Raw genomic sequence first — 22594 nt, 5'->3', positions numbered from 1 at the left:
CTTTCATCGATCGAGAAGTTTCCGCAAGCCCTGCTTGCCGCAGACCGGGTCGAGGGTGACCTCCAGCCAGGGCACGCCGGCGGCACGCAGCCAGCCGAGCGCCGCGGCGGCGGGGTCGCCGCGCTGCGCGAGGCCGCGCGTGTCGCCATGCCAGCACGGGAAATCGGGGTCGTCGGCCGGGAACAGCGCATCGGCGATGTCGGCATGCTGCAGGCCGGCGGTGCTGCCGGCCGAGTGCAGCGTGATGCCGGCCGCATGGCCGGGTTCGAGCGTGGCCCGCACCACGCCGGCCAGCGGCGCGCGCGGCACGTAGAGCGTGCCCAGCACCTCGGCCAGCAGGCAGGGCGCGACGATGCGCTTGTGCTGCTGCTGGTAGCTGCGCCGGTACAGCGCGCGGTCGCAGGTCTGGCCGGCGTCGAGGTGGCGGCGCTGCAGGTCGCGCAGGCCGGCGTCGAAGATGCGCCGCAGCTCGGGGTAGTCGACGATCGTGCCTTCGCAGTACGACAGGTAGCTGGGCCACGACCACACGCTGCGGCCGTCTTCGGCATCGAGCAGCACGCGGTCGTTCGCCAGCGGCCGCGCACCGTGTCGCAGCACCGTGTCGATGAACAGCGTCGACTTGCCCGCCCCCTTGCTGCCGAGGAACAGCCAAGCCGCACCGTCGAGCACGATCGCGCTCGCATGCAACATCGGTGCGAAGCGCGGGCCGCGGCGCCACAGCGTCAGGTTGCGCGCCGCGTGGAAGATCAGCTCGCTGGAGCGCAGCGCGTGCATCGGGTCGATGTGCACGTCGAGGCAGGCGCGTCGCGCGTCGTGGCGGAACAGCATGCCTTCGCCGGGCAGGTGGATCGCCCCGGTGCTGCTGTCGGCATCGAGCTGGGCCGGGCCTTCGAGATTCCAGTGCGGGTAGTTCAGCGAGCGGTGGAAGCGCGCATGCGCCGGCCAGTCGGCGGCGGCGTCGACCAGCTCGGCCGCGCTCGCGTGGTGCACGCGGATGTCGAGCGACGGCGTGGCGCAGGGCTCGATCGGCGAGGGTTCGTACGAGCGCGCGATGCGGTCGAAGAACCACGCATCGCCGAACGCACTGTGAAGCTGGAACTGGCTGTCGAGCAGCCGATGACGACTCGTGTCCACGCAGGCCTCGAAGACGCAATGTTCCTCGGCGGCAAGGGCAGCCGAGGCCCGGTTGAAGGGGGAGCGTCTCCGTGTGGGAGTCGTGTGCCGCATGACAGGCGGCCGGCTGGCGCGGGCCCCAAGAATTCTTGGGGGCCCTGGGCGGCGGAGTCTAAGGAGCCGACATGGGCGGGTCAAGCGCCCTGCGGTGATGAGGGCTGTCAGTTTCCTGTCTCGAACCCGACTGAGGTGCAGCTTCTTTCATGTCGACGCATGATGCTCGGCAGCTTGTTGCACATCACCCCTCGGAGGATTCTGATGACACGCCAATTCGACGCCATCGTGATCGGCAGCGGCCAGGCCGGACCGTTCCTCGCCGCGAAGCTGTGTGCCGCCGGCATGAAGACCGCGCTGGTCGAGCGCGAGCACCTCGGCGGCACCTGCGTCAACGACGGCTGCATCCCGACCAAGACGCTGGTGGCGAGCGCGCGCACCGCGCATGTGGCGCGCCGCGCGGCCGACTACGGCGTCGTGATCGACGGCGCGGTGCGCGTCGACATGAAGGCGGTGAAGGCGCGCAAGGACGCGATGGTGGCGCAGTCGGTTTCGTCGCTGTCGTCGTGGCTCGGCGGCATGGAGAACCTGAGCCTGGTCTGGGGCCACGCGCGCTTCGCCGGACCGCAGCGCGTGCAGGTCGGCGACGAGCTGCTCGAGGCGCCGAAGGTCTTCATCAACACCGGTGGGCGCGCGCTGCTGCCCGACTGGCCCGGCATCGCCGACGTGCCGGTGCTGACGAACACCTCGATGATGTCGCTCGACGTCGTGCCGGAGCACCTGCTGGTGGTCGGCGGCAGCTACATCGGGCTGGAGTTCGCGCAGATGCACCGCCGCTTCGGCGCGCGCGTCACGGTGCTGGAACACGGCGGGCGCCTGGTGTCGCGCGAGGATCCCGAGGTGTCGGCCGAGATCCGCGCGATCCTCGAGCGCGAGGGCATCGAGGTGGTCACGATGGCGCGCGATTTCTCGCTGGCGCGCACGGCGGAGGGTGCGATCCGGCTGAACATCACGCAGGACGGACGGCCGCGCGAGTTCACCGGCAGCCACCTGCTGGTGGCGGTGGGCCGTCGACCGAACACCGATGACCTCGGGCTCGAGCACGCCGGCGTGGCCTGCGATGCGCGCGGCTTCATCGAGGTCGACGACCAGCTGCGCACCAGCGTGCCGGGCATCTGGGCGATGGGCGACTGCAACGGCCGCGGCGCGTTCACGCACACCTCGTACAACGACCACGAGATCGTCGCCGCCAACCTGCTGGACGACGACCCGCGCCGCGTCAGCGACCGCATCCCGGCGTATGCGCTCTACATCGACCCGCCGCTCGGCCGCGTCGGCATGACCGAGGCCGAGGTGCTGGCGAGCGGGCGCGACGCGCTGGTCGGCGTGATGCCGATGACGCGGGTCGGCCGCGCGAAGGAGCGCGGCGAGACGCAGGGCTTCATGAAGGTGCTGGTGGATGCGCAGACCGAGCGCATCCTCGGCGCGTCGCTGCTGTGCATCGACGGCGACGAGATCGTGCATTCGCTGCTCGACGTGATGGCGGCCAACGCGCCGTACACCGTGATCGCGCGGGCGGTGCACATCCACCCGACCATCAGCGAGCTGATCCCGACCTTGTTGCAGCAGCTCAAACCGCTGGAGAAATGATGGAAGATGGCGCTCCCTAGAAGAACCACCAGGAGAGCGACCGATGAAGATCCGTGCCACTGCCGTTGCGCTGGCGGCGTCCCTTGCCGCGTGCGGCACCCAACCGCCGGTGGGCGGATCCGTCAGCGATGCGAAGCTGCAGGACAGCATCCAGACGGTCGTCGTGATCTTTGCGGAGAACCGCGCCTTCGACAACCTGTACGGCCTGTTCCCCGGTGCCGACGGCATCCCCGGCGTGAACCCGTCGTCGCGCGGCACCTGGCAGCCGCAGACCGAGCGCGACAGCGACGTCGTGCTGCCCAAGCTGCCGCAGACCTGGGGCGGCGTCACCGCGGCGGGCCAGGCAGTGACGCTGGCGCAGGGTGCGACCGCGAACCAGGACAACAAGCCGTTCCAGATCGATGCCGAGGCCGGCTACCAGGGCAGCGGCGTGAAGGTCGGGCAGGACGTGATCACGCGCGACCTGTACCACCGCTTCTTCGAGAACCAGATGCAGATCAACGGCGGGCGCAACGACAAGTTCGCCGCCTGGGCCGACGGGGGCGGGCTGTCGTTGGGCTACTACGACGGCAGCCGCATGCGGCTGTGGCAGGTCGCGCAGCAGTACGTGCTGGCCGACCGCTTCTACATGGGCGCGTTCGGCGGCTCGTTCCTGAACCACCAGTACCTGGTGTGCGCCTGCGTGCCGGTGTATCCGGAGGCCGAGCAGTCGCCGGCCAAGGGCTCGATCTCGGTCGTCGACAAATTGCCCGACGGGCGCTGGAGCGCGAAGCTGACGACGCGGCCCGATTCGCCGTCGTCGGCGATCGCCGGTGCGCCGAAGTACATCAACAGCAGCAACCTGACGCCGGCCAACTACGCGGGCGATGGCCAGTACTACGCGGTGAACACGATGCAGCCGGCCTACCAGCCGAGCGGCGTGCCGCCCGCGGCCGCCGGCAGCGACCTGCTGGCCGATGCCGGCAAGGCCAACACGCTGCCGCCGCAGAAGCAGCTGACGATCGGCGACATGCTCGACCGCAAGGGCGTCGACTGGACCTGGTACGGCGGCGCGTGGAACGCGGCGACCGACGAGGGCCGGCAGCCGGCTGCGGTGGTGCGCAAGATCATCTATGCGTCGCCGATCGGCTTCCAGACGCACCATCAGCCGTTCAACTACTACGCGACGGTCGACCCGACCGATCCGGCGAAGGCCGCGTACCGCAAGGCGCACCTGAAGGATTTCGACGAGAGCTTCCTGAAGGACGCGGCCGCGGGCACGCTGCCGCCGGTGGCGTTCTACAAGCCGCAGGGCAACCTGAACCAGCATGCGGGCTATGCCGACGTGGCGTCGGGCGACCAGCACATCGCCGACCTGATCGCGACGCTGCAGCAGAGCCCGCAGTGGAAGCACATGCTGGTGGTCGTGACCTATGACGAGAACGGCGGCTTCTGGGACCACGCGCCGGTGCCGAAGGGCGATATCTGGGGCCCGGGCACGCGCATCCCGGCGATCATCGTGTCGCCGTGGGCGAAGAAGGGCTTCGTCGACCACACGCCCTACGACACCGGTTCGATCCTGCGCTTCATCACGCGGCGCTGGCAGCTGGAGACGCTGCCGGGGTTGAGGATGCGCGATGAGGGGCTCGCAAAGAACGGGTCGGCGGCGATGGGGGATTTGACGCAGGCGTTGAATTTGCGGTGAAGCGGCGGCGAATCGCCCTGCGCTCAGGGCTGGGGTTCGTACCCATCCGTCAACGTCTTCAAGAACGCGATCACCTCCGCGATCTCCTGCGCATCGAGCGCCGGCTTGTCGCCCGCGACCCGATCGAACGGCGGATCGCGGTTGACGTTGTCCTTCAGCGCCCCCGGCAGGTCGTCGTACAGCTCGACCTTGCCATCCGCGCCGCGGCCGAACCAGCGCTGCGGCTCCAGGTCGCGCGTCACGTAGAACTGCATCACCTCGTCCAGCGTGTGCAGCACGCCGTTGTGGAAGAAGGCCTGCCGCAGCGCCACGTTGCGCAGCGTCGGCGTGCGGAATGCGCCGCAGTGCTCGGGCCGGTTGGTGAGGTCATGGCGCTCGGGCCCGCACAGCCCCAGGTCGTGGAAGCCCGCATCACGGTTCGCCGGCAGCTCGCGGTTGCGCGGCACGCCGACCACGATGTGGCCGTGGTCGGTGAAGGCCGGGAACGCGCCGGTCGTCGCGCTGACCGCGCTCGGGTGGCATGACGCGCAGTTGCCCTTGGTCTCGTCGTTGAACAGCGCGAGGCCGCGCGCCTCTTGCGGCGTCAGGCTCGCGCGGCCGCGCAGCACCGCGTCGTACTTGCTGCTGTACGGATGGAACTGCGCCGCATCCTGCTGGAACATCTCCAGCGCCAGCAGCGCCCATTGAAAGGCCGGCTCCACCGCATCGAGCGCGTCGGCGCCGAAGGTCGCGCGGAACTCGCCGGCATACGGCGCGCGGCGCAGCCGCTCCACCACCTCGGCCGCGCTCGCGTTGGCCATCTCGTTCGGCGACAGCAGCGCGAGCCCCGATTGCTCGTGCACCGTCGCCGCGCGGCCGTCCCAGTCGTGGCCGCCGGCGGGGCCCTGGTCGACGCTCTCGTCGACGTCGTCGTCGAAGCGGTGCTCGGTGAACGGCGGCACGTTCTGCAGGTAGCGCAGCGAAGGCGTCGCGCGAAAGCCCAGCGCCTGCCCGTCGCGCCCGCCCGGCTGCACCGGCTTGCCGTTCGGCGGACCGTAGGCCGAGGCCGGGTCGTGGCAGCTCGCGCAGCTCTGCTCGCCGGAGGCCGACAGCGCGGGGTCGAAGAACATCGTGCGCCCGAGTACCTGCATGCGCCGGAAATCCGGCTGCCGCTGCGCCTGCATCGCATAGGCCTCGGCGGCCTGCGCACCGGCCGGCGCGAGGCAGGGCCGGCCGGCCAGCAGCAACAGCGCGGCGAGCGCGAGGCGGGCGCCACCGGCGAGGGAGCAAGAGAAAGAAGTCGTCATCGAGGCGCAGATTCTGCCGCCGCGGCCGCGGGTGCCGTGGCATTTTCCCGTTCGTTGCGGCAAGTCCCGGGGCCACGCGGCCCGCGCCGGGACTATGCTGCCGGCCCAGGGGGTCTCTGATCGAGCATGCAGATGTCGTTGTATTGGCTGCGGGCCTGGGGATGTGCGTGGGTCCTGGCCTTCGTCGGTGGCGTGGCCATCGCCGCCGACGGGCCCGATTGCCCGCGCCCGATGAGCCTCGCGCTGCACGAGCACGGCCTGCTCTACTCGGGCGTCACCGGCGAGGGCATCGACAAGGACATCGCCGACGAACTGGCGCGCCGCAGCGGCTGCAAGTTCGTCGTCTCGGTGCTGCCGCGCGCCCGCATCTGGCAGCTGATCGAAGGCGGCGCGCTCGACTTCAGCCTGTCGGGCATCACCAACCCGGCGCGCGAGCAGTTCGCCGCGTTCGCCTGGTACGTGTCGAACAAGTACTACCTGCTGGTGCGCCAGGATGCCGGCGTCGCCGAGCTGGCCGATTTCGAGCGCAACCCGAAGCTCCGGCTCGGCGTGATCCGCAGCTTCCGCTACAGCACCACCGCCAACCGCCTCGTCGACGCGCTCGATGCGCAGGGCCGCGTGAGCCACGCGTCCAGTCTCGAGCCGCTGTACCAGGTGCTGCTCGACAACCGCGTGCAGGCGATGATCATCGAGCCCTTCGATTACCCGACGGTGCAGCAGGGCACGATCCGCGCGCAGACCCGCATCGTCGAATTCGACGACCCGCCGGTGCCGCACGGGCTGATCATGTCGAAGAAGTCGCTGTCGCCGGCGCAGCAGCAGGCGTGGCGCGCGCTCGTCGACGAAATGCGGGCCGACGGCAGCATGCAGCGCATCTTCGAGAAGTACTTCTCGGCCGAGCTGGCGCGCACGATGACTCAATTTTGAGCACGGGCCCGGGCGTGAAGCGAGCCTTTCCGTTGCTGATGTCGCTGCTGGTCGCGGCGCTCTCGCTCACGGTCACCGCGCTCGCGTGGCGCCATGAGCGCGCGTCCGAGGAGGCCGCGCTGCGCGCGAGCTTCGACTTCAGCCTGCGCCAGGCCACCAGCCGCATCGAGCAGCGCATGGCGGCCTTCGAGCAGATGCTGCGCGGCGTGCAGGGGCTGTTCCTCGCGTCCGGCTCGGTCGACCGCGCGCACTTCGACCGCTATGTCGATGCGCTGCTGGTCGGCGTCGACTTCAACGGCCTGCAGGCGATCGCCTACGGGCCGCTGGTGCAGGGCCCCGACGTCGAAGCGCACGAAGCGGCGCAGCGCCTGTCCGGCGTGCCCGGCTACCAGGTGCGCCCGCCCGGCCCGCGCGCGAGCTACGTGCCGGTCACCTACATCGCGCCAGCGGTCGGTCGCAGCCTGAGCGCGCTCGGCTACGACATCTCCACCGACCCGTCGCGCCGCGCCGCGCTCGACAAGGCGCGCGATTCCGGCAGCGTCGCGATCACTGGCCGCATCCGCCTCGTCACCGAACCCGACCATGCACCGCAGTACGGCTTCCTGATGCTGCTGCCGCTGTACGCGCCCGGGCAGGCGCTGGACAGCGTGGCCGCGCGGCGGCGCAACGTGGTGGCCTGGGTGTGGGCGGGCTTTCGGATCGGCGACCTGATGTCCAGCCTGTACGGCGAGTCGACGCCGGGGCTGGACCTGCGCATCTACGACGGCGTCGAGCTGAGCGACGACGCGCTGATGTACCGCTCGATCGGCGCGGAGGCCGATCGCCAGCCGGCACGTTTCGAGGCGCAGGAGTACATCGGCGTGGCCGGGCAGAGCTGGACGGTGCAGGTGCGCAGCACGCCGGAGTTCGAGGCGCGCCACCACCGCGAATCGGCCCGCATCATCGGCTTCGCCGGCATCGGACTGAGCCTGCTGCTGGCCGCGCTGACGTGGCAGCTGACGACCGCGCGCATGCGCGCCTACAGCGTCGCCCGCGTGATGACGCGCGAGCTGCGCGACAGCGAGCTGCGCTACCGCCGCATCGTCGAGACGGCGAACGAGGGCATCTGGCTCGTCAACGCGCAGGGCAGCCTGTCCTTCGTCAACCCGAAGCTGCTGCGCCTGCTCGGCCAGGGCGCGGCCGACATGCTCGACCGCCCGCTCGCCGAGTTCCTCGACGACCCGGCCGGCCGGCTGGCGCCCGATGCGCTGGCGAGCCGGCAGGCGGGCACCGTCGAGGCCGTCGAGCTGCGCATGCACCGCAGCGAAGGGCAGCCGCTGTGGGTGTCGATGTCGGTCACGCCGGTGTTCGACGAGGCCGGCCGCTATGTCGGCTCGCTCGGCATGGTGACCGACATCAGCGAGCGCAAGCAGGCCGAGGCGAGGCGCGTGCTGCTCGAGGCGCAGCTGCGCGAGTCGCAGAAGATGGAGGCGATCGGCACGCTGGCCGGTGGCATCGCGCACGATTTCAACAACATCCTCGCGGCCATCCTCGGCAACGTGTCGCTGGCGCGCGACCGGCTCGACGAGGCCCATGGCGCGACGCCGCCGCTGAAGCAGATCGAGATGGCCGGCGTGCGCGCGCGCAGCCTGGTGCAGAAGATCCTGGCGTTCAGCCGCATGCAGCCGCATGAGCTGGTGAGCCAGCCGATGCGGCCGATGATCGAGGAATCGATTGCGCTGCTGCGCTCGACGCTGCCGGCCACCGTGGAGCTGGTGCTGGCGCTCGAGGACCGGCCGCTGTTCGTCAGCGCCGACGCCACGCACGTGCAGCAGATCCTGCTGAACCTGTGCACCAACGCCTGGCATGCGCTGCAGGGCAGCAGCGGGCGCATCACGATCGGGCTGGACGAGCGCCGCATCGATGCCGACGAGGCGCAGCGCCTGGGCGAGCTGGCGCCCGGCGCCTGTGCCCACCTGTGGGTGGCCGACAACGGCGTCGGCATGGACGAGCCAACGCGCGCGCGGGTATTCGAACCCTTCTTCACCACCAAGCGGGTCGGGCAGGGCACCGGCCTCGGGCTCTCGGTGGTGCACGGCATCATGACGGCGCATGCCGGCGCGATCGACGTCGAGAGCGAGCCGGGACGCGGCAGCACGTTCCACCTTTACTTCCCGCTGTTGCCGCACCGGCCGCAGCGCGCGGAGGTGGCGGCCGCGCAGGCGCAGGCGCCCACGGGTCGCGGCCAGCACGTGATGGTGGTCGACGACGATCCGGCGATGCTGCTGATGGTCGAGAGCCTGCTGCTGCGTGCCGGCTACCGCGTGACCGGCATCGACCAGCCGCGCGAGGCGGCGGCGCTGCTGAAGGCCGACCCCGGCGCCTACGACCTGGTGGTGACCGACTACAACATGCCGGAGCTGACGGGCATGGAACTCGCGGCCGAGATCTCGCGCATCCGCGCCGACCTGCCGGTGGTGATCAGCTCGGGCTTCATCTCCGACGAGATGCGCGCCGCGGCGCAGGAGGCCGGCGTCAAGGGCCTGATGCAGAAGGAGTACACGCTGGAGCAGCTGGGCGGCATCGTGCATGCCGTGCTGAACCCCTGAATCCCTTGCCGGGCGCCTGAAACGCATCCGTCGCAGAATGCGGCCTCTTTCCAGGGAGCCGAAGATGAGCCAGCCGCGTGTTCGCCGAATCGTGATCCTGTCGATGCTCGCGGCGATGGCGTTGCCGTGGCCGGCCCGGGCTGCCGCCGATGCAGCCACCGATGCCGATCCGGCCGCGCTGCTCGCCAGCCCGCTGCGCACCGACGACGACCGCAAGGCCGATGCCGGCCGCCACCCGATCGAGCTGCTGCGCTTCGCGCAGGTGCAGCCCGGCATGTCGGTGCTGGATGTTTCGGCCGGTGGCGGCTACACGGCGCAGCTGATGGCGCTGGCGGTCGGCCCTGAAGGCAAGGTGTGGGCGCAGGTGGAGCAGCGCAGGCCGATGCTCGACAAGCGACTGGCCGCCCACCCGCAGCCGCAGCTCGCGGTGCTGGTGCGGCCGTTCGAGGACCTGTTTCCGGACGATGCGCCGCGTGTCGACCTGGTGACGCTGGTGCTGTCGTACCACGACATCGCGTATTCGACGGTCGACCGCGCGAAGCTCAATGCCGCGATGTTCGCGGCGCTGAAGCCGGGTGGGCACCTGGTGCTGGTCGACCATGCGGCGAAGGCGGGCACCGGCGTGGCCGATGCGAAGCGCCTGCACCGCATCGACGAATTGCTCGTGCGGCAGGAGATCGAGGCGGCCGGCTTTGTGTTCGAAGCCGACAGCGATTTCCTGCGCAATCCCGGCGACCCGCGCGAACAGGCCTTCTTCGACATGAAGCAGCCGGCCGACCGGTTCGCGCTGCGCTTCGTGCGACCGCGGCCTTGAGTCACCAGCCGTCGCTGCCGCCGCCGTCGGAGCCACCGCCACCGCCGCCGCTGTCCCAATCGCCGCCCGAGCCGAAGTCGACCGAGCGGTTCGACAGCTCATCAGCCGCGCCGTTGTCGAAGTAGCCGGGGGTGAGGCCGCCGTCGGACGCATGGCTGGCCGACGACGAGCCGCCGTCGCGGTGGCCGTCGAGCATCTTCTCGGCCAGCATGCCGGCCGCGAAACCGCCGGCCGCCGCCAGGCCGGTGCCCAGCATGCCGCTGCCGGTGCCGCCGCCCATCGGGCTGTAGTTCGGGCCGTAGCCGCCGGTCGGCATGCCGCCGGCATAGGCGGGTGTCATCGGCTGCGCGCGGCGGGCGCTGAACATGCGCCACAGCAGCACCGCGATCACCGCGAAGCCGGCGCCCCAGATCCAGCCGGGGATGCCGCTGCTGCGCTGCTCGACGGCGCGCGGGGCTTGCATCGCCGTGCCGGCCGTGTTGCCACCGGTCGCATTGCCCCCAGCGGTGGCGCCGCGCTGCTCGCGCTCCAGCAACTGCTCGAAGCTCTTGAACTTCTCGGGCTGCGTGAAGCCGATCGCCGGATCCAGCTGCTTCGCGAGGCGTGTCTCCTGCAGCGCGAACTCGAAGCGCTTGTTGTGCGCGAGGATTTCGGCATACACGTAGTGCGCCTTCGCGCTGCCGGGCTTGGCGGCCACCACGTCGCGCATCAAGGTTTCGGCCTGGGCATAGTTGCCCTTCTGCACCTCGGCCTGCACATCGGTGACGGACGGCAGCGCGAACGCCGCGGCCGACACCAGACCCATGGCCACGAAGGCCAGCATGGCAAGAAGTCGTTTCATGTCCGTTTGCCTTTCTCTTTCAATGGAACCTCGGTCAAGAGGAACTTGCTGCCGGTAGGTGGGGGTCTGCGTGCCGCGCCACAAGACCCGGTGTGTAAGTTCGGGGGCCGGCGAGCGACCCACGTGTTCGTTCTCCCTGGAGTGTGCGTGATGCGAACCCTGTTCAAGCTGTTGACCCTGTGGCTGGCGGGTGCAGCCGTTTCGATCGCCGCGGCGGCGCCGCGCCCCTTCGACCAGGCCGCCTTCGACAAGGCGGTCGCGGCCGGCGGGCCGGTCATCGTGCAGTTCCACGCCGACTGGTGCCCGACCTGCCGCGCGCAGAAGCCGGTGGTCGAGCAGGTGCTGAACGAGCCGGCGATGAAACCGGTGCAGTTCTTCGTCGCCGACTTCGACACCGAGAAGGCGCTGAAGAAGGCGTTGCGCGTGTCGCAGCAGAGCACCTTCGTCGTGTTCAAGGGGGGCAAGGAGGTCACCCGTTCGACGGGGCAAACCACGCGCCCGGGCATCGAGGCGGTGTTCGCGCAGGCGCTGTGAGCATGGATTTCGGTGCCGCGACCTTCGGCCTCGGGTACCTGGCGGGCGTGCTGTCGACGCTGTCGCCCTGCGTGCTGCCGCTGGTGCCGATCCTGCTGGCGACGGCGGTCGGTGCGCACCGGTTCGGTCCGTATGCGTTGGCGCTAGGCCTGGCGCTGTCGTTCAGCGTGGTCGGGCTCTTCCTGGCGACGGCAGGCGCCGCGCTCGGGCTGGATTCGGGCAGCTTCCGGGCGGTGGCCGCGGTCGTGATGATCGCCTTCGGCGTGCTGCTGCTGTCGACACGGCTGCAGGCGCGTTTCGCGGGGGCGACGTCGGGCCTGAGCGCAGCCGGCGACCGGCTGCTGTCGCGCCTGCGGCTCGAGGGTGCGGGCGGCCAGTTCGTGGTCGGCCTGGTGCTGGGCGTGATCTGGAGCCCGTGCGTCGGCCCGACGCTCGGCGCCGCGACGACGCTCGCCTCGCAGGGCAAGGACCTGGCGCAGATCGCGCTGCTGATGGCCTTGTTCGGGCTCGGGGCCGGCACGCCGCTGGTGCTGCTGGGCTCGCTGTCGCGCAGCGCCGTCACCCGCTGGCGGGGCCGGTTGATGGCGGCCGGGCAGGGCGGCAAGCTGCTGCTGGGCGTGCTGATGCTGGCCATCGGCATCACGATCCTGAGCGGATGGGACAAGCGCTTCGAGGCCTGGGCCGTCGACGTGTCGCCCGCCTGGCTCACGAACCTGACGACGCGGTATTGAGCGGGCCGGCCCGCCGCAGCTCGGTACGCGCCTGCCGCATCACCGCGATGCCGCCTTGCAGGCCGAGGCCGGCCATCAGCAGCGCGACCACGACGTCCGGCCACATCGTGCCGGTGCCGAACACGCCGACCGCCGCCAGCAGCACCGCGGCATTGCCGATCGCATCGTTGCGGCTGCACAGCCACACCGAGCGCATGTTGGCATCGCCGTCGCGGAAGCGGTAGAGCAGCAGCGCGACACCCAGGTTCACCGCCAGCGCCAGCCCGCCGATCCAGCCCATCGTGGCCGCGGCCGGCGACGCGCCGTACCAGGCGTGCCACAGCGCCAGCGCCAGCACGCCGGCACCGTAGACCGCCATCGTCGCGCCCTTGAACCAGGCGACGCGCGGCCGCCACACGGCGGCCATGCCGAGCGCGACCAGGCTCAGCCCGTAGTTGACGGCATCGCCGAAGAAATCGGCCGCATCGGCCAGCAGCGAGGCCGAATCGGCGTGCACGCCGCCGCCGATTTCCAGCACCGCCATGCCGGCGTTCAGCACCAGCGCGACCCAGAGCACGCGGCGGTAGGCGGCCGAGACCGGGCCGGTCGGCAGGTGGTCGTGGGAATGACCGTGGCCGTGGTCATGCCCCGCGGCGTGGGCATCGGCCGGGGCGTGGTGATCGTGATCGCAGCAATGTCGTGACATGGAGAACTCGAGGCAAGGCGAAAGCGCTGTGGCACATTCGAAAGCCTGGAGTCCCTCCAAGGTCAAGTCCCCATGCGCATCAAGGATGTATCCGAAGCCACCGGCGTGCCGGTCGACACGATCCGGCACTACGAGAAGGCCGGCCTGCTGCCCGCGCCGGCGCGCGGCGGCAACAACTACCGCCGCTTCACCGAGGCCGATGTGCAACGGCTGCGCTTCATTCGCAACTGCCGGTCGCTGGACATGAGCCTGGACGAGGTGCGCCCGCTGCTCGAGTTCCTCGACCATCCGCAGGCCGATTGCTCGAAGGTCGACGCGGTGATCGAAGGCCACCTGGCGCACGTGCGGGAGCGGCTCGCGAGCCTGCAGGTGCTGGAGCGCCAGCTGGAGCTGCTGACCCAGGTGTGCGGCCAGCAGCGAGCGCAGGAGCTGTGCGGCATCGTGATGGCCTTGTCGAAGGATGCGCCGGGTGGCGTTCCGCCGGCCGGACGCGGCGTGCACACGACCTGAATCCCGACCCTACAATTCGCGCCGCAGCGGTCCGTGGCGGCCGCGTTCCGGAAAGCCTCCTCATGAACAACGAGCCCCCCGCCAGCAAGCCCGCCGGCCACAACAACGGCCCCGACCTGTCGCACATCTCCCCGCGCGACAAGGCGGAGATCCTGGCCCAGGCGCTGCCGTACATCCAGAAGTTCCATGGCAAGACCATGGTCATCAAGTACGGCGGCAACGCGATGACCGATCCGTCGCTGCAGCAGGATTTCGCCGAAGACGTGGTGCTGCTGAAGCTGGTCGGCATCAACCCGGTGGTGGTGCACGGCGGCGGGCCGCAGATCGAGGACGCGCTGGCCAAGATCGGCAAGAAGGGCACCTTCATCCAGGGCATGCGCGTCACCGACGAGGAGACCATGGAAGTGGTCGAGTGGGTGCTGGCCGGCCAGGTGCAGCAGGACATCGTCGGCCTGATCAACGCGGTCGGCGGCAAGGCCGTCGGCCTGACCGGGCGTGACGGCGGGCTGATCCGGGCGCACAAGCTGAAGATGGTCGACCGCGACGACCCGACCAAGGTGCACGATGTCGGCCAGGTCGGCGAGATCGAGTCGATCGACCCGTCGGTGGTCAAGGCGCTGCAGGACGACCAGTTCATCCCGGTGATCTCGCCGCTGGGCTTCGGCTCGGAGAACGAGAACTACAACATCAATGCCGACGTGGTGGCCGGCAAGCTGGCCGAGGTGCTGAAGGCCGAGAAGCTGCTGATGCTGACCAACATCCCGGGCGTGCTCGACAAGCAGGGCAAGCTGCTGACCAACCTGTCGGCGCGCGAGATCGACGAGCTGTTCGCCGACGGCACGATCAGCGGCGGCATGCTGCCGAAGATCGCGTCGGCGCTCGATGCGGCGAAGAACGGCGTCAACACCGTGCACATCATCGACGGCCGGGTGCCGCACGCGATGCTGCTCGAGATCCTGACGGAGCAGGCCTACGGCACGATGATCCGCAGCCACTGATCCGGGCTACCGGGGCGGGTACCCCGCCTCGGTCAACGCTGCGGCGAGGAGGCTTCGATCGGACGCCGATTCCACCTCGACGGTGTGCTCCGCGAGGTTCACCACCACCAGCGCGTGGGGATCGGCCTCCTTCAGCGCCTGCGTCACCGCCTTGACGCAATGGCCGCAACTCATGCCGTCGACCTGGAACTCGATCATGGGGTTCTCCGTTGAGGTAGTGCGCAGACTGTGAAGCTTGCCACCGTGGCAAGGTCAAGCCGGGGAATGAATCCCCACGCGCTCCAAGGCCTTGACTTTGCCATGATGGTAAGGTTGAGACTCCCGGCATGAACACGAACTCCCTGTCCCTCAGCATCGACGGCATGACCTGCGCGTCCTGCGTCACGCGTGTCGAGAAAGCCCTGCGGAAGGTGCCCGGCGTGGTATCGGCGACCGTCAACCTGGCGACCGAGCGGGCCGAGGTGCAGACGAGCGCCGGCGATGCCGCGGCGTTGCTGGCGGCGGTCGAGAAGGCCGGTTATGCGGCGCACGTGCATGAAGACGACGAGGCGCCGTCCGCTGCCGCGCCGGCGTGGCCGGTGATCGCGGCCGCGGCGCTGTCGGTGCCGCTGGTGCTGCCGATGCTGCTGTCGCTCGCCGGCGTCGACGCGATGTTGCCGGGCTGGCTGCAGCTGCTGCTGGCGGCGCCGGTGCAGTTCGTGCTCGGCGCGCGTTTCTACCGCGCCGGCTGGAAGGCGCTGCGCGCGCGCACCGGCAACATGGACCTGCTGGTGGCGCTCGGCACCTCGGCCGCGTTCGGCCTCAGCGTGCAGCAGCTGCTGGCGCATGGAGGCCACGGCCATCTGTATTTCGAGGCGTCGGCGGTGGTGATCACGCTGGTGCTGCTCGGCAAGTGGCTGGAGCAGCGCGCGAAGCGACAAGCGACCGATGCGATCCAGGCCCTCAATGCGCTGCGCCCGCAGACGGCGCGCGTGCGCCGCGACGGCATCGAACTCGAGCTGCCGATCGCGCAGCTGCGGGTCGGCGACGTCGTCGTCGTGCGGGCCGGCGAGCGCATGCCGGTCGACGGCGAGCTGCTCGAAGGCGAGAGCCATGTCGATGAATCGCTGATCACCGGCGAGGGCCTGCCGGTGCTGCGCCAGCCGGGCGGTCGCGTCACCGGCGGATCGGTCAACGGCGAAGGCCTGCTGCTGGTGCGGGCGACGACGCTCGGTGCCGAGTCGGCGCTGTCGCGCATCGTCCACCTGGTCGAATCGGCGCAGGCGAAGAAGGCGCCGATCCAGAAACTGGTCGACCGTGTCAGCGCGGTGTTCGTGCCGGTGGTGCTGGTGATCGCAGCCGTCACGCTGCTCGGCTGGGGCCTGGCGACGGGGGCCTGGGAGCAGGCGGTGCTGAACGCCGTCGCGGTGCTGGTGATCGCCTGCCCGTGCGCGCTCGGCCTCGCGACGCCGGCGGCGCTGATGGCCGGCACCGGCGTCGCGGCCCGGCGCGGCATCCTGATCAAGGACGCCGAGGCGCTGGAGCGCGCGCGCCACGTCGACATCGTCGCGTTCGACAAGACCGGCACGCTGACCGAAGGCCATCCGGAACTTGTCGCCTGCGAACCGGCCGACGGCGATGCACCCTCGCTGCTCGCCGACAGCGCGGCGCTGCAGGCCGGCAGCGAGCACACGCTGGCCGCGGCGGTGCTGGCCGCCGCGAAGCGCGACGGCCTCGCGATCACGACGGCGGGCCAAGTGCGCAGCGTGGCCGGCCGCGGGCTGTCGGGCGAGGTCGGCGGGCGCACGCTGCTGCTCGGCAGCAGCCGCTTCATGGGCGAGCGTGGCATCGATGTGTCGCCGCTGCAGGCCCGCGCGGACGCGCTGCAAGCCGACGGCCGCACCGTCTCGTGGCTGGCCGAGGCGGCACCGCTGCCGCGGCTGCGCGGCCTGCTGGCCTTCGGCGACGCCGCGAAGCCGCATGCGGCCGACGCGGTGCGCCAGCTGCAGTCGCTGGGCGTGCGCTGCCTGCTGCTGACCGGCGACAGCGCCGGCGCCGCGGCGAAGCTGGCGCGCGAACTCGGCATCACCGAAGTGCACGCCGCGCTGCTGCCGCAGGACAAGGCGGCGCTCGTCGAGACGCTGCGCCGCGGTGGCGCGCGTGTCGCGATGGTCGGCGACGGCATCAACGACGCGCCGGCGCTGGCGGCGGCCGACGTCGGCATCGCGATGGGCAGCGGCACCGATGTCGCGATGCAGGCGGCCGGCATCACGCTGATGCGCGGCGATCCGCGCCTGGTCGCCGATGCGCTCGAGATCGCGCGGCTCACGCAGCGCAAGATCCGCCAGAACCTGTTCTGGGCCTTCATCTACAACGTGGTCGGCATCCCGCTGGCCGCCTTCGGGTTGCTGAACCCGGTGATCGCCGGTGCGGCGATGGCGTTCAGCAGCGTCAGCGTGGTCGGCAATGCGCTGCTGTTGCGGCGCTGGAAGGGAGCGGCACGATGAACATCGGCGAAGCGGCGCAACGCTCGGGCGTGTCGGCGAAGATGGTGCGGCACTACGAATCGCTGGGGCTGCTGCCGCCGGTCGTCCGCACCGACGCGGGCTACCGCCAGTACGGCGACAACGAGGTGCACACGCTGCGCTTCATCCGGCGCGCCCGCGACCTCGGCTTCGGCATGGCCGAGATCGGCGAGTTGCTGAAGCTGTGGCAGAACCGCCGGCGCGCGAGCGGCGACGTGAAGCGCATCGCGCTCGCCCACATGGCCGACCTCGACCGCCGCATCACCGAGATGGAGGCGATGAAGCGCACGCTGTCGCGGCTGGCGAGTTGCTGCCATGGTGACCAGCGGCCCGATTGCCCGATCCTCGACGAGTTGGCCGAATGAGCGGTCGGCGCCTTGCCCCGGTTTGGCTTTTTGATCTGGACAACACGCTGCACGATGCCTCGCACGCCGCGTTCGGCCCGACCAACCAGGCGATGAACGACTACATCGCGGCGCACCTGGGCCTGGCGGCGGCCGAGGCGTCCGCGTTGCGCCAGCACTACTGGGACCGCTACGGCGCGACGCTGCTCGGCCTGGTGCGCCACCACGGCGTCAACGCGAGCCACTTCCTCGAGGAAACGCACCGCCTGCCCGGGCTCGAGGACCGGCTGCGCACCCATGCACACGACCGCGCCGCGCTGCGCCGGCTGCGCGGCCGCAAGCTCCTGCTGACGAACGCACCGCGCTCCTACGCGCTGCGCGTGCTGCGCGCGCTGGGCCTGGCGGACTGCTTCGACGGCGTGATCAGCATCGACGAGATGACGATGTTCGGCGACCTGCGCCCGAAGCCCGACGCGCGCATGCTGCGGCGCGTCGCGGTGCGGCTGAAGGTGGCGCCGCGGCGCTGCGTGCTGGTCGAGGACACGCTGGCGCACCAGAAGTCCGCGCACCGCATCGGCATGCGCACGGTCTGGATGCAGCGCTACCTGAAGACGGCCAAAGTTGCGAACAACAGCACAGAAGTTGGCGTTCACCCTTGCCGAAAGCCCCCCTATGTGTATGCAAGAATTCAATCGCTGAACAAGCTCCATACCCTGTGACAACTCCGATCGCCGCGATGACCGACACCCCTGCCATCCCCGAAGACACCAGTCCCGAGGTGGCAGCCGACGCGGTGGCCGAGCCGGCGGGCCGCAAGCGCCCGAAGCCGGGCGAACGCCGTGTGCAGATCCTGCAGACGCTGGCCCACATGCTCGAGCAGCCGGGTGCCGACCGCATCACGACCGCCGCGCTGGCCGGCAAGCTCGATGTCTCCGAAGCGGCGCTGTACCGCCACTTCGCGAGCAAGGCCCAGATGTTCGAAGGCCTGATCGAGTTCATCGAGCAGAGCGTGTTCACGCTGGTCAACCAGATCACCGAGCGCGAGACGAGCGGGGTCGTGCAGGCCCAGAAGATCCTCACCGTGCTGCTGCAGTTCGGCGAGAAGAACCCCGGCATGACGCGCGTGATGGTCGGCGATGCGCTGGTGTTCGAGAACGAGCGCCTGGTCACCCGCATGAACCAGTTCTTCGACCGCATCGAATCGCAATTGCGCCAGAGCCTGCGCAGCGCCGCCGAAGCGGCCGGCTCGTCGACGCCGACGGTCGATGCGAACGCGCAGTCGTCGGTGCTGACCGGCTTTGCCGTCGGCCGCCTGCAGCGCTATGCGCGCTCGGGTTTCAAGCGCGTGCCGACCGAGCACCTGGACGCCGCGCTGCGCCTGCTGGTCGGCTGACGCCGGCCTCCCTCTTTTTCACACGGCCATGGTCACGACGGACGTCGGCGGCCAGCGCCTCGCGTTGTTGCCCGAGAAAGCCGCCTGGTGGCCGGCGCAGCAGGCCTTGCTGATCGCCGATGCCCACCTCGGCAAGGCCGTGTCGTTCCGCCGGCTCGGCGTGCCGGTGCCAGAGGCCACGACCAGCGACACGCTGTCGCGGCTGACCGGGCTGGTCGAGCGGCACAGCGCGCGGCGCATCGTGTTCCTCGGCGATTTCCTGCACTCCGTCCATGCGCATGCCGCCTCGACGCTCGATGCGCTCGCGCGCTGGCGCGAGCGGCATGCGGATCTGCATCTGACATTGGTGCGCGGCAACCATGATGCTCATGCCGGCGATCCGCCCGCCTGGGCGCGCATGGAGGTGGTCGACGAACCGCTGCTGCTGGGCGGCCTGGCGCTGTGCCACCACCCGGTGCCGCGCGACGGCGCCTATGTGCTGGCCGGCCACCTGCACCCGGGCATCGTGCTCGGCGGACGGCCTCACGACCACCTGCGGCTGCCGTGCTTCTGGTTCGGCGAGCGCGTCGGCGTGCTACCGGCCTTCGGCGCGTTCACCGGGCTGAAGACGATCCGGCCGGCCGTCGGGGACCGGGTCTTCGCGCTGGCCGATCAGGCCGTGCTGCCGGTGTCCCCGCTCCCGCCTGCCGCTCAAGAACCCGGCTGAGTCGGCCGATATCCGGCAAAGCTCCGCACCTGGCGGCGCTGGGTTGCCGTCATGCCGATTTTTCCCCGTGTGCCGTTCCATCGTCTCGCCGCCCTGGGGCTGGCGGGCGTCGGCGTGTGCGTGATGGCCGGCGTGCTCAGCGGTCGCGTCGAGTTGGCGCGCCTGTTCCTGAATTCGGTGCCGGCCAGCCTGAATGCGGGACTGCTGGGCCTCGTGGCCGCGCTGGCGCTGTGGAGCGACCCGCGCGTGCCCTCGCGCCGATTGGCATGGTGTGCCGTGCTGCTGATGCTGCTGCCCGCGCTGGTGCTGGCCGAGCAGCTGGGCGGCATCGACCTCGGGGTCGACCTGACGGCGCTGCACAGCACGTTGCAGGCGAGCTCGTCCCACCCCGGGCGCCTGGCGCCGAACACCTGCCTCGGCTTCCTGTTCGCAGGCCTGGCGCTGTGGTTGCAGCACCGGCCGGGGCTGCGCTGGCGCAGCCTGCTGGTGTCGTGCAGCGTGTACGGCACGCTCGCGGTCGGGCTGTCGGCGCTGGCTGGCTACGTGCTCGACCTGCAGGAGATGTACAAGCTGCTGTCGTTCAACAGCATGTCGGCGGCCGTGATGGCGATGCTGGTGGTGTTGGGTGCGACGCTGTGGTCGAGCTTGCTGGCCGGAGAGTCGGCCGAACCGGCGGGCGAGCGGCCCGAGGACCGCATCACGCGCACGGCCGTCGGCGTGCTGGGCATCGTGGCCGTGGTGTCGGGCGTGGCCGGCTTCGGGCTGATGCAGCGCGCCTACAAGATGACGGTGGCCGAAGGCCTCGAGACCGCGGCGCGCGGCCATGCCGGCGCGTTCGCGCACAGCCTGAAGCAGGAGATGGAGATCGCCGAGAGCGTGTCGCGGCAGCTCGCGCTGCAGCGGGCGCTCGCGCAGCTGGCAGTGAAGCCGACCGATGCGCTGGCCTTCGATGACCTGCGTGAGCTGGCGGTCAGCGTGCTGAGCCAGGATTACAGCGCCTTGCGCGTGCAGAACGGGCAAGGCGAGTCGCTGCTGGAGGCGGGCTCGTCGCGGCTGCGCGCGGCGCCGGTGGCGCTGCCGCTGGGCGATGGCCACTCGACGCTGCTGTGGGACGACGGCCTGGTGCTGCACAGCGAGCTGCCGGTCGAGCGCAACGGCGAGCGCGTGGGTGGCCTGATGCTGGAGCGCCGGCTGGGCGTGCTGACCGGGCTGCTGTACGACCTGCAGCACCGCGACGATTCGACCGATGCGCTGCTGTGCGCGCGCATCGATGACGACGCGGTGTGCCTGCCGAGCCGCTTCTACGAGGCGGGCCGCCACATCGCGATGTTCCGGAAGGACGGCCAGCCCTACTTGCCGATCTCGAAGGCGCTGCTCGGCATGACGGGAACCGACTCGGTGAAGGACCTGCGCGACGTGCCGGTGCAGGCCGGCTATGCGCCGCTGCGAGGCGTCAACCTGGGCCTGGTGGTCAAGACCGACAGCGGCGAGTTGTTCAGCTACATCCGCTCGCGGCTGCACCTGCTGACGGGCCTGCTGGCGGCGCTGGTGCTGGTGGGCGCCTGGCTGCTGCGCTCGCATGTGCTGCCGCTGGCGCAGCGCCTGGCGCGCAGCGAGCGCCGGCTGCAGATGGTGTCGGACAACCTGCCGGCGCTGGTGTTCCATGTCGACGCCGACCTGCGCTACCAGTTCGCCAATGCCCGCTACCTGCCGATGGCCGGCCTCGACCCGAAGGCGATGATCGGCGAGCGCATGCAGGACGTGCTGGGCGCGGAAGCGTTCGGTGTCATTGCGGAACACATCGCGGCCGCGTTGCGCGGCGAGCGCGTGCGCTACGAGCGGCACGGTGAGTGGCTCGGCCGCGAGCACCATCACCTGGTCGAGTACGTGCCCGAACGGCGGCCGGACGGCAGCGTCGCCGGCCTCTACGGCATGGTGATGGACATCACCGAGCGCCACCAGGCGCAGGCGCAGTTGGCCGCGAGCGAGGCGCGGCTGCGCACGATCACCGACAACGTGCCGGCCTTGATCACGTATGTCGACACCGACCTGCGTTTCCAGTTCTGCAACCCGGTGTTCGAGGCCTGGACGGGCATCCGGGTGGCCGATGCGCTGGGCCGGCGCATGCAGGACGTGTTGCCGCCGAAGGTGATGGCGTTGCGGCAGCGCCAGATCGAGCGCGCGCTGCGCGGCGAGACGGTGCAGTTCGAGACGGTGGCGGTGCTGGGGCAGGGGCCGCGGCACTTCCAGGTCAACTACCTGCCGCACCGCGACGAGCAGGGGCGGGTGATCGGCGTGTACAGCCTGACGAACGACATTTCGGCGCAGAAGGAACTCGAGCGGAAACTGCAGACGCTGGCGCGGGTCGACGCGCTGACGGGCCTGGCCAACCGGCGGCAGTTCGAGGAGCGTTTCTCGGAGGCGATGTCGCGCTGCCGGCGCAGTGGCCGGCCGATGGCGCTGATGTTCATGGACATCGACAAGTTCAAGGGCATCAACGACACGCTGGGCCATGCCGGTGGCGACGAGGTGCTGAAGACCTTCGGGCAGCGGCTGTCGGCCAGCGTGCGCAAGACCGACACGGTGGCGCGGCTGGCGGGCGACGAATTCGTCGTGATCCTGGAAGGGCTGAACACGGTGGACGAGCCGCATTTCCTGGCCCGCAAGATCCTCGCGGCGATCTCGGCGGAGCAGCAGGTTCTGGGGCATTCGCTGAGCGTGACGACGAGCATCGGGATCTCGTTCTACGAGGGCGACGACAGCACCGAAGGGGCGCTGATGGCGCTGGCGGACAAGGCCTTGTACGAGGCCAAGTCGGCCGGCCGGGGGACCTATCGTTGTGCTCCGCGTTCCGTCGTTGTTGCTGGGCGTGGTTGATCGTTCTTGAGGCAAAGGCGCGTGGGGGAGGCCGTGCTCCTTTGGGGGATCAACCTTCACTTCAACCAATCTCCCAAACACAAGCCGTCCGCGTGGTGCGGCTGGGGGCAGGCGGTGGGGCGACTTCTGGGGCGACGGAGAAGATCGGCTTCGGGGGTGGCGTGCGCAGCACGCTTCGTAGACCAACTCATCGGCACTGTTTGACCACAACGAACGAAGTGAGTGGAGGGAGTTTGCCGATGCACCCCCGAAGCCGATCTTCTTCGTGGAGTCGGCCCCCGGGCCGACCGCCCCGGCCGAGCCCCACCGCCTGCCCCCAGCCGCACCACGCGCGCACGGCAAACTACACTGACGG

20 protein-coding genes are annotated in these 22594 nt (G+C 70.1%); 15 read left to right on the top strand and 5 right to left on the bottom strand.

Going from position 1 to position 22594, the window contains the following annotated elements; genetic code table 11:
- Positions 1-3: 3 nt before the first annotated feature.
- Entirely contained in the window at positions 4-1134 is a 1131-nt protein-coding gene (locus ACXJLU_RS05605; RefSeq protein WP_457329463.1) for a hypothetical protein, read from the bottom strand.
- Between the two features lie 297 nt (positions 1135-1431).
- Between ACXJLU_RS05605 and ACXJLU_RS05600 the strand changes: the two genes are divergently transcribed.
- Positions 1432-2817: an FAD-containing oxidoreductase gene (locus ACXJLU_RS05600; protein ID WP_457329462.1), complete on the top strand. Its 1386-nt coding sequence runs from the start codon at positions 1432-1434 to the stop codon at positions 2815-2817.
- A gap of 43 nt (positions 2818-2860) precedes the next feature.
- Complete coding sequence (acpA, locus tag ACXJLU_RS05595) at positions 2861-4501, top strand: acid phosphatase (RefSeq protein WP_457329461.1); 1641 nt, start codon at positions 2861-2863, stop codon at positions 4499-4501.
- Positions 4502-4524: 23 nt separating this feature from the next.
- Here acpA and ACXJLU_RS05590 read toward each other — a convergent pair whose 3' ends face one another.
- Positions 4525-5787, bottom strand: coding sequence for a cytochrome-c peroxidase (locus tag ACXJLU_RS05590; protein WP_457329460.1), 1263 nt, complete (start codon positions 5785-5787; stop codon positions 4525-4527).
- A 132-nt stretch (positions 5788-5919) separates the two neighbouring features.
- On the opposite strand from ACXJLU_RS05590, the gene ACXJLU_RS05585 reads away from it, so the two are divergent.
- From ACXJLU_RS05585 to ACXJLU_RS05575, 3 genes are all read left to right on the top strand, one after another.
- Positions 5920-6714, top strand: a complete 795-nt coding sequence (locus tag ACXJLU_RS05585; RefSeq protein WP_457329459.1) for a substrate-binding periplasmic protein — start codon at positions 5920-5922, stop codon at positions 6712-6714.
- Between the two features lie 14 nt (positions 6715-6728).
- Positions 6729-9302 (top strand): CHASE domain-containing protein, encoded by a 2574-nt coding sequence (locus ACXJLU_RS05580; protein WP_457329458.1) that lies wholly within the window; start codon positions 6729-6731, stop codon positions 9300-9302.
- A gap of 64 nt (positions 9303-9366) precedes the next feature.
- Positions 9367-10116, top strand: a complete 750-nt coding sequence (locus tag ACXJLU_RS05575) for a class I SAM-dependent methyltransferase (protein WP_457329457.1) — start codon at positions 9367-9369, stop codon at positions 10114-10116.
- 1 nt (position 10117) lies between these two features.
- Here ACXJLU_RS05575 and ACXJLU_RS05570 read toward each other — a convergent pair whose 3' ends face one another.
- Positions 10118-10957: a tetratricopeptide repeat protein gene (locus ACXJLU_RS05570; protein ID WP_457329456.1), complete on the bottom strand. Its 840-nt coding sequence runs from the start codon at positions 10955-10957 to the stop codon at positions 10118-10120.
- Positions 10958-11107: 150 nt separating this feature from the next.
- On the opposite strand from ACXJLU_RS05570, the gene ACXJLU_RS05565 reads away from it, so the two are divergent.
- Together ACXJLU_RS05565 and ACXJLU_RS05560 are read left to right on the top strand one after the other, a co-directional pair.
- On the top strand, positions 11108-11491 hold the full coding sequence (locus tag ACXJLU_RS05565; RefSeq protein ID WP_457329455.1) for a thioredoxin family protein: 384 nt from the start codon (positions 11108-11110) through the stop codon (positions 11489-11491).
- Between the two features lie 2 nt (positions 11492-11493).
- Entirely contained in the window at positions 11494-12222 is a 729-nt protein-coding gene (locus ACXJLU_RS05560; protein ID WP_457329454.1) for a cytochrome c biogenesis CcdA family protein, read from the top strand.
- On the opposite strand, the gene ACXJLU_RS05555 is transcribed toward ACXJLU_RS05560, so the two are convergent.
- Positions 12197-12907, bottom strand: a complete 711-nt coding sequence (locus ACXJLU_RS05555; protein ID WP_457329453.1) for a cation efflux transmembrane domain-containing protein — start codon at positions 12905-12907, stop codon at positions 12197-12199. The two genes, ACXJLU_RS05560 and ACXJLU_RS05555, sit on opposite strands and share 26 nt — an antisense overlap.
- Before the next feature lie 72 nt (positions 12908-12979).
- Here ACXJLU_RS05555 and ACXJLU_RS05550 point away from each other — a divergent pair, with 72 nt between their 5' ends.
- On the top strand, positions 12980-13417 hold the full coding sequence (locus ACXJLU_RS05550; protein WP_457329452.1) for a Cd(II)/Pb(II)-responsive transcriptional regulator: 438 nt from the start codon (positions 12980-12982) through the stop codon (positions 13415-13417).
- A gap of 62 nt (positions 13418-13479) precedes the next feature.
- On the top strand, positions 13480-14415 hold the full coding sequence (argB, locus tag ACXJLU_RS05545) for an acetylglutamate kinase (RefSeq protein ID WP_073465612.1): 936 nt from the start codon (positions 13480-13482) through the stop codon (positions 14413-14415).
- A gap of 6 nt (positions 14416-14421) precedes the next feature.
- Here the strand turns inward: argB and ACXJLU_RS05540 are convergent, their stop codons facing one another.
- Entirely contained in the window at positions 14422-14613 is a 192-nt protein-coding gene (locus ACXJLU_RS05540) for a heavy-metal-associated domain-containing protein (RefSeq protein WP_073465611.1), read from the bottom strand.
- A gap of 128 nt (positions 14614-14741) precedes the next feature.
- On the opposite strand from ACXJLU_RS05540, the gene ACXJLU_RS05535 reads away from it, so the two are divergent.
- Genes ACXJLU_RS05535 through ACXJLU_RS05510 form a run of 6 tightly spaced genes read left to right on the top strand, consistent with a single transcriptional unit; the run spans position 14742 to position 22239 of the window.
- Positions 14742-16901 (top strand): heavy metal translocating P-type ATPase, encoded by a 2160-nt coding sequence (locus tag ACXJLU_RS05535; protein WP_457329451.1) that lies wholly within the window; start codon positions 14742-14744, stop codon positions 16899-16901.
- The gene (gene cueR / locus ACXJLU_RS05530) at positions 16898-17284 is read left to right on the top strand and encodes a Cu(I)-responsive transcriptional regulator (protein ID WP_457329450.1); all 387 of its coding nucleotides are present in this window, start codon (positions 16898-16900) and stop codon (positions 17282-17284) included. Before ACXJLU_RS05535 ends, cueR begins: the two co-directional genes overlap by 4 nt.
- Positions 17281-17982 (top strand): pyrimidine 5'-nucleotidase, encoded by a 702-nt coding sequence (locus tag ACXJLU_RS05525; protein ID WP_457329449.1) that lies wholly within the window; start codon positions 17281-17283, stop codon positions 17980-17982. Before cueR ends, ACXJLU_RS05525 begins: the two co-directional genes overlap by 4 nt.
- A gap of 17 nt (positions 17983-17999) precedes the next feature.
- The gene (gene slmA / locus ACXJLU_RS05520) at positions 18000-18656 is read left to right on the top strand and encodes a nucleoid occlusion factor SlmA (protein WP_457329448.1); all 657 of its coding nucleotides are present in this window, start codon (positions 18000-18002) and stop codon (positions 18654-18656) included.
- A 28-nt stretch (positions 18657-18684) separates the two neighbouring features.
- A complete protein-coding gene (pdeM, locus tag ACXJLU_RS05515) occupies positions 18685-19362 on the top strand; it encodes a ligase-associated DNA damage response endonuclease PdeM (protein WP_457329447.1) in 678 nt (225 codons plus the stop codon).
- A gap of 51 nt (positions 19363-19413) precedes the next feature.
- Complete coding sequence (locus tag ACXJLU_RS05510; protein ID WP_457329446.1) at positions 19414-22239, top strand: diguanylate cyclase domain-containing protein; 2826 nt, start codon at positions 19414-19416, stop codon at positions 22237-22239.
- Positions 22240-22594: the final 355 nt, after the last annotated feature.

It is taken from the genome of Rhizobacter sp. P5_C2 (assembly GCF_054049715.1).
This window is presented reverse-complemented; position numbering and strand designations above follow the sequence as displayed.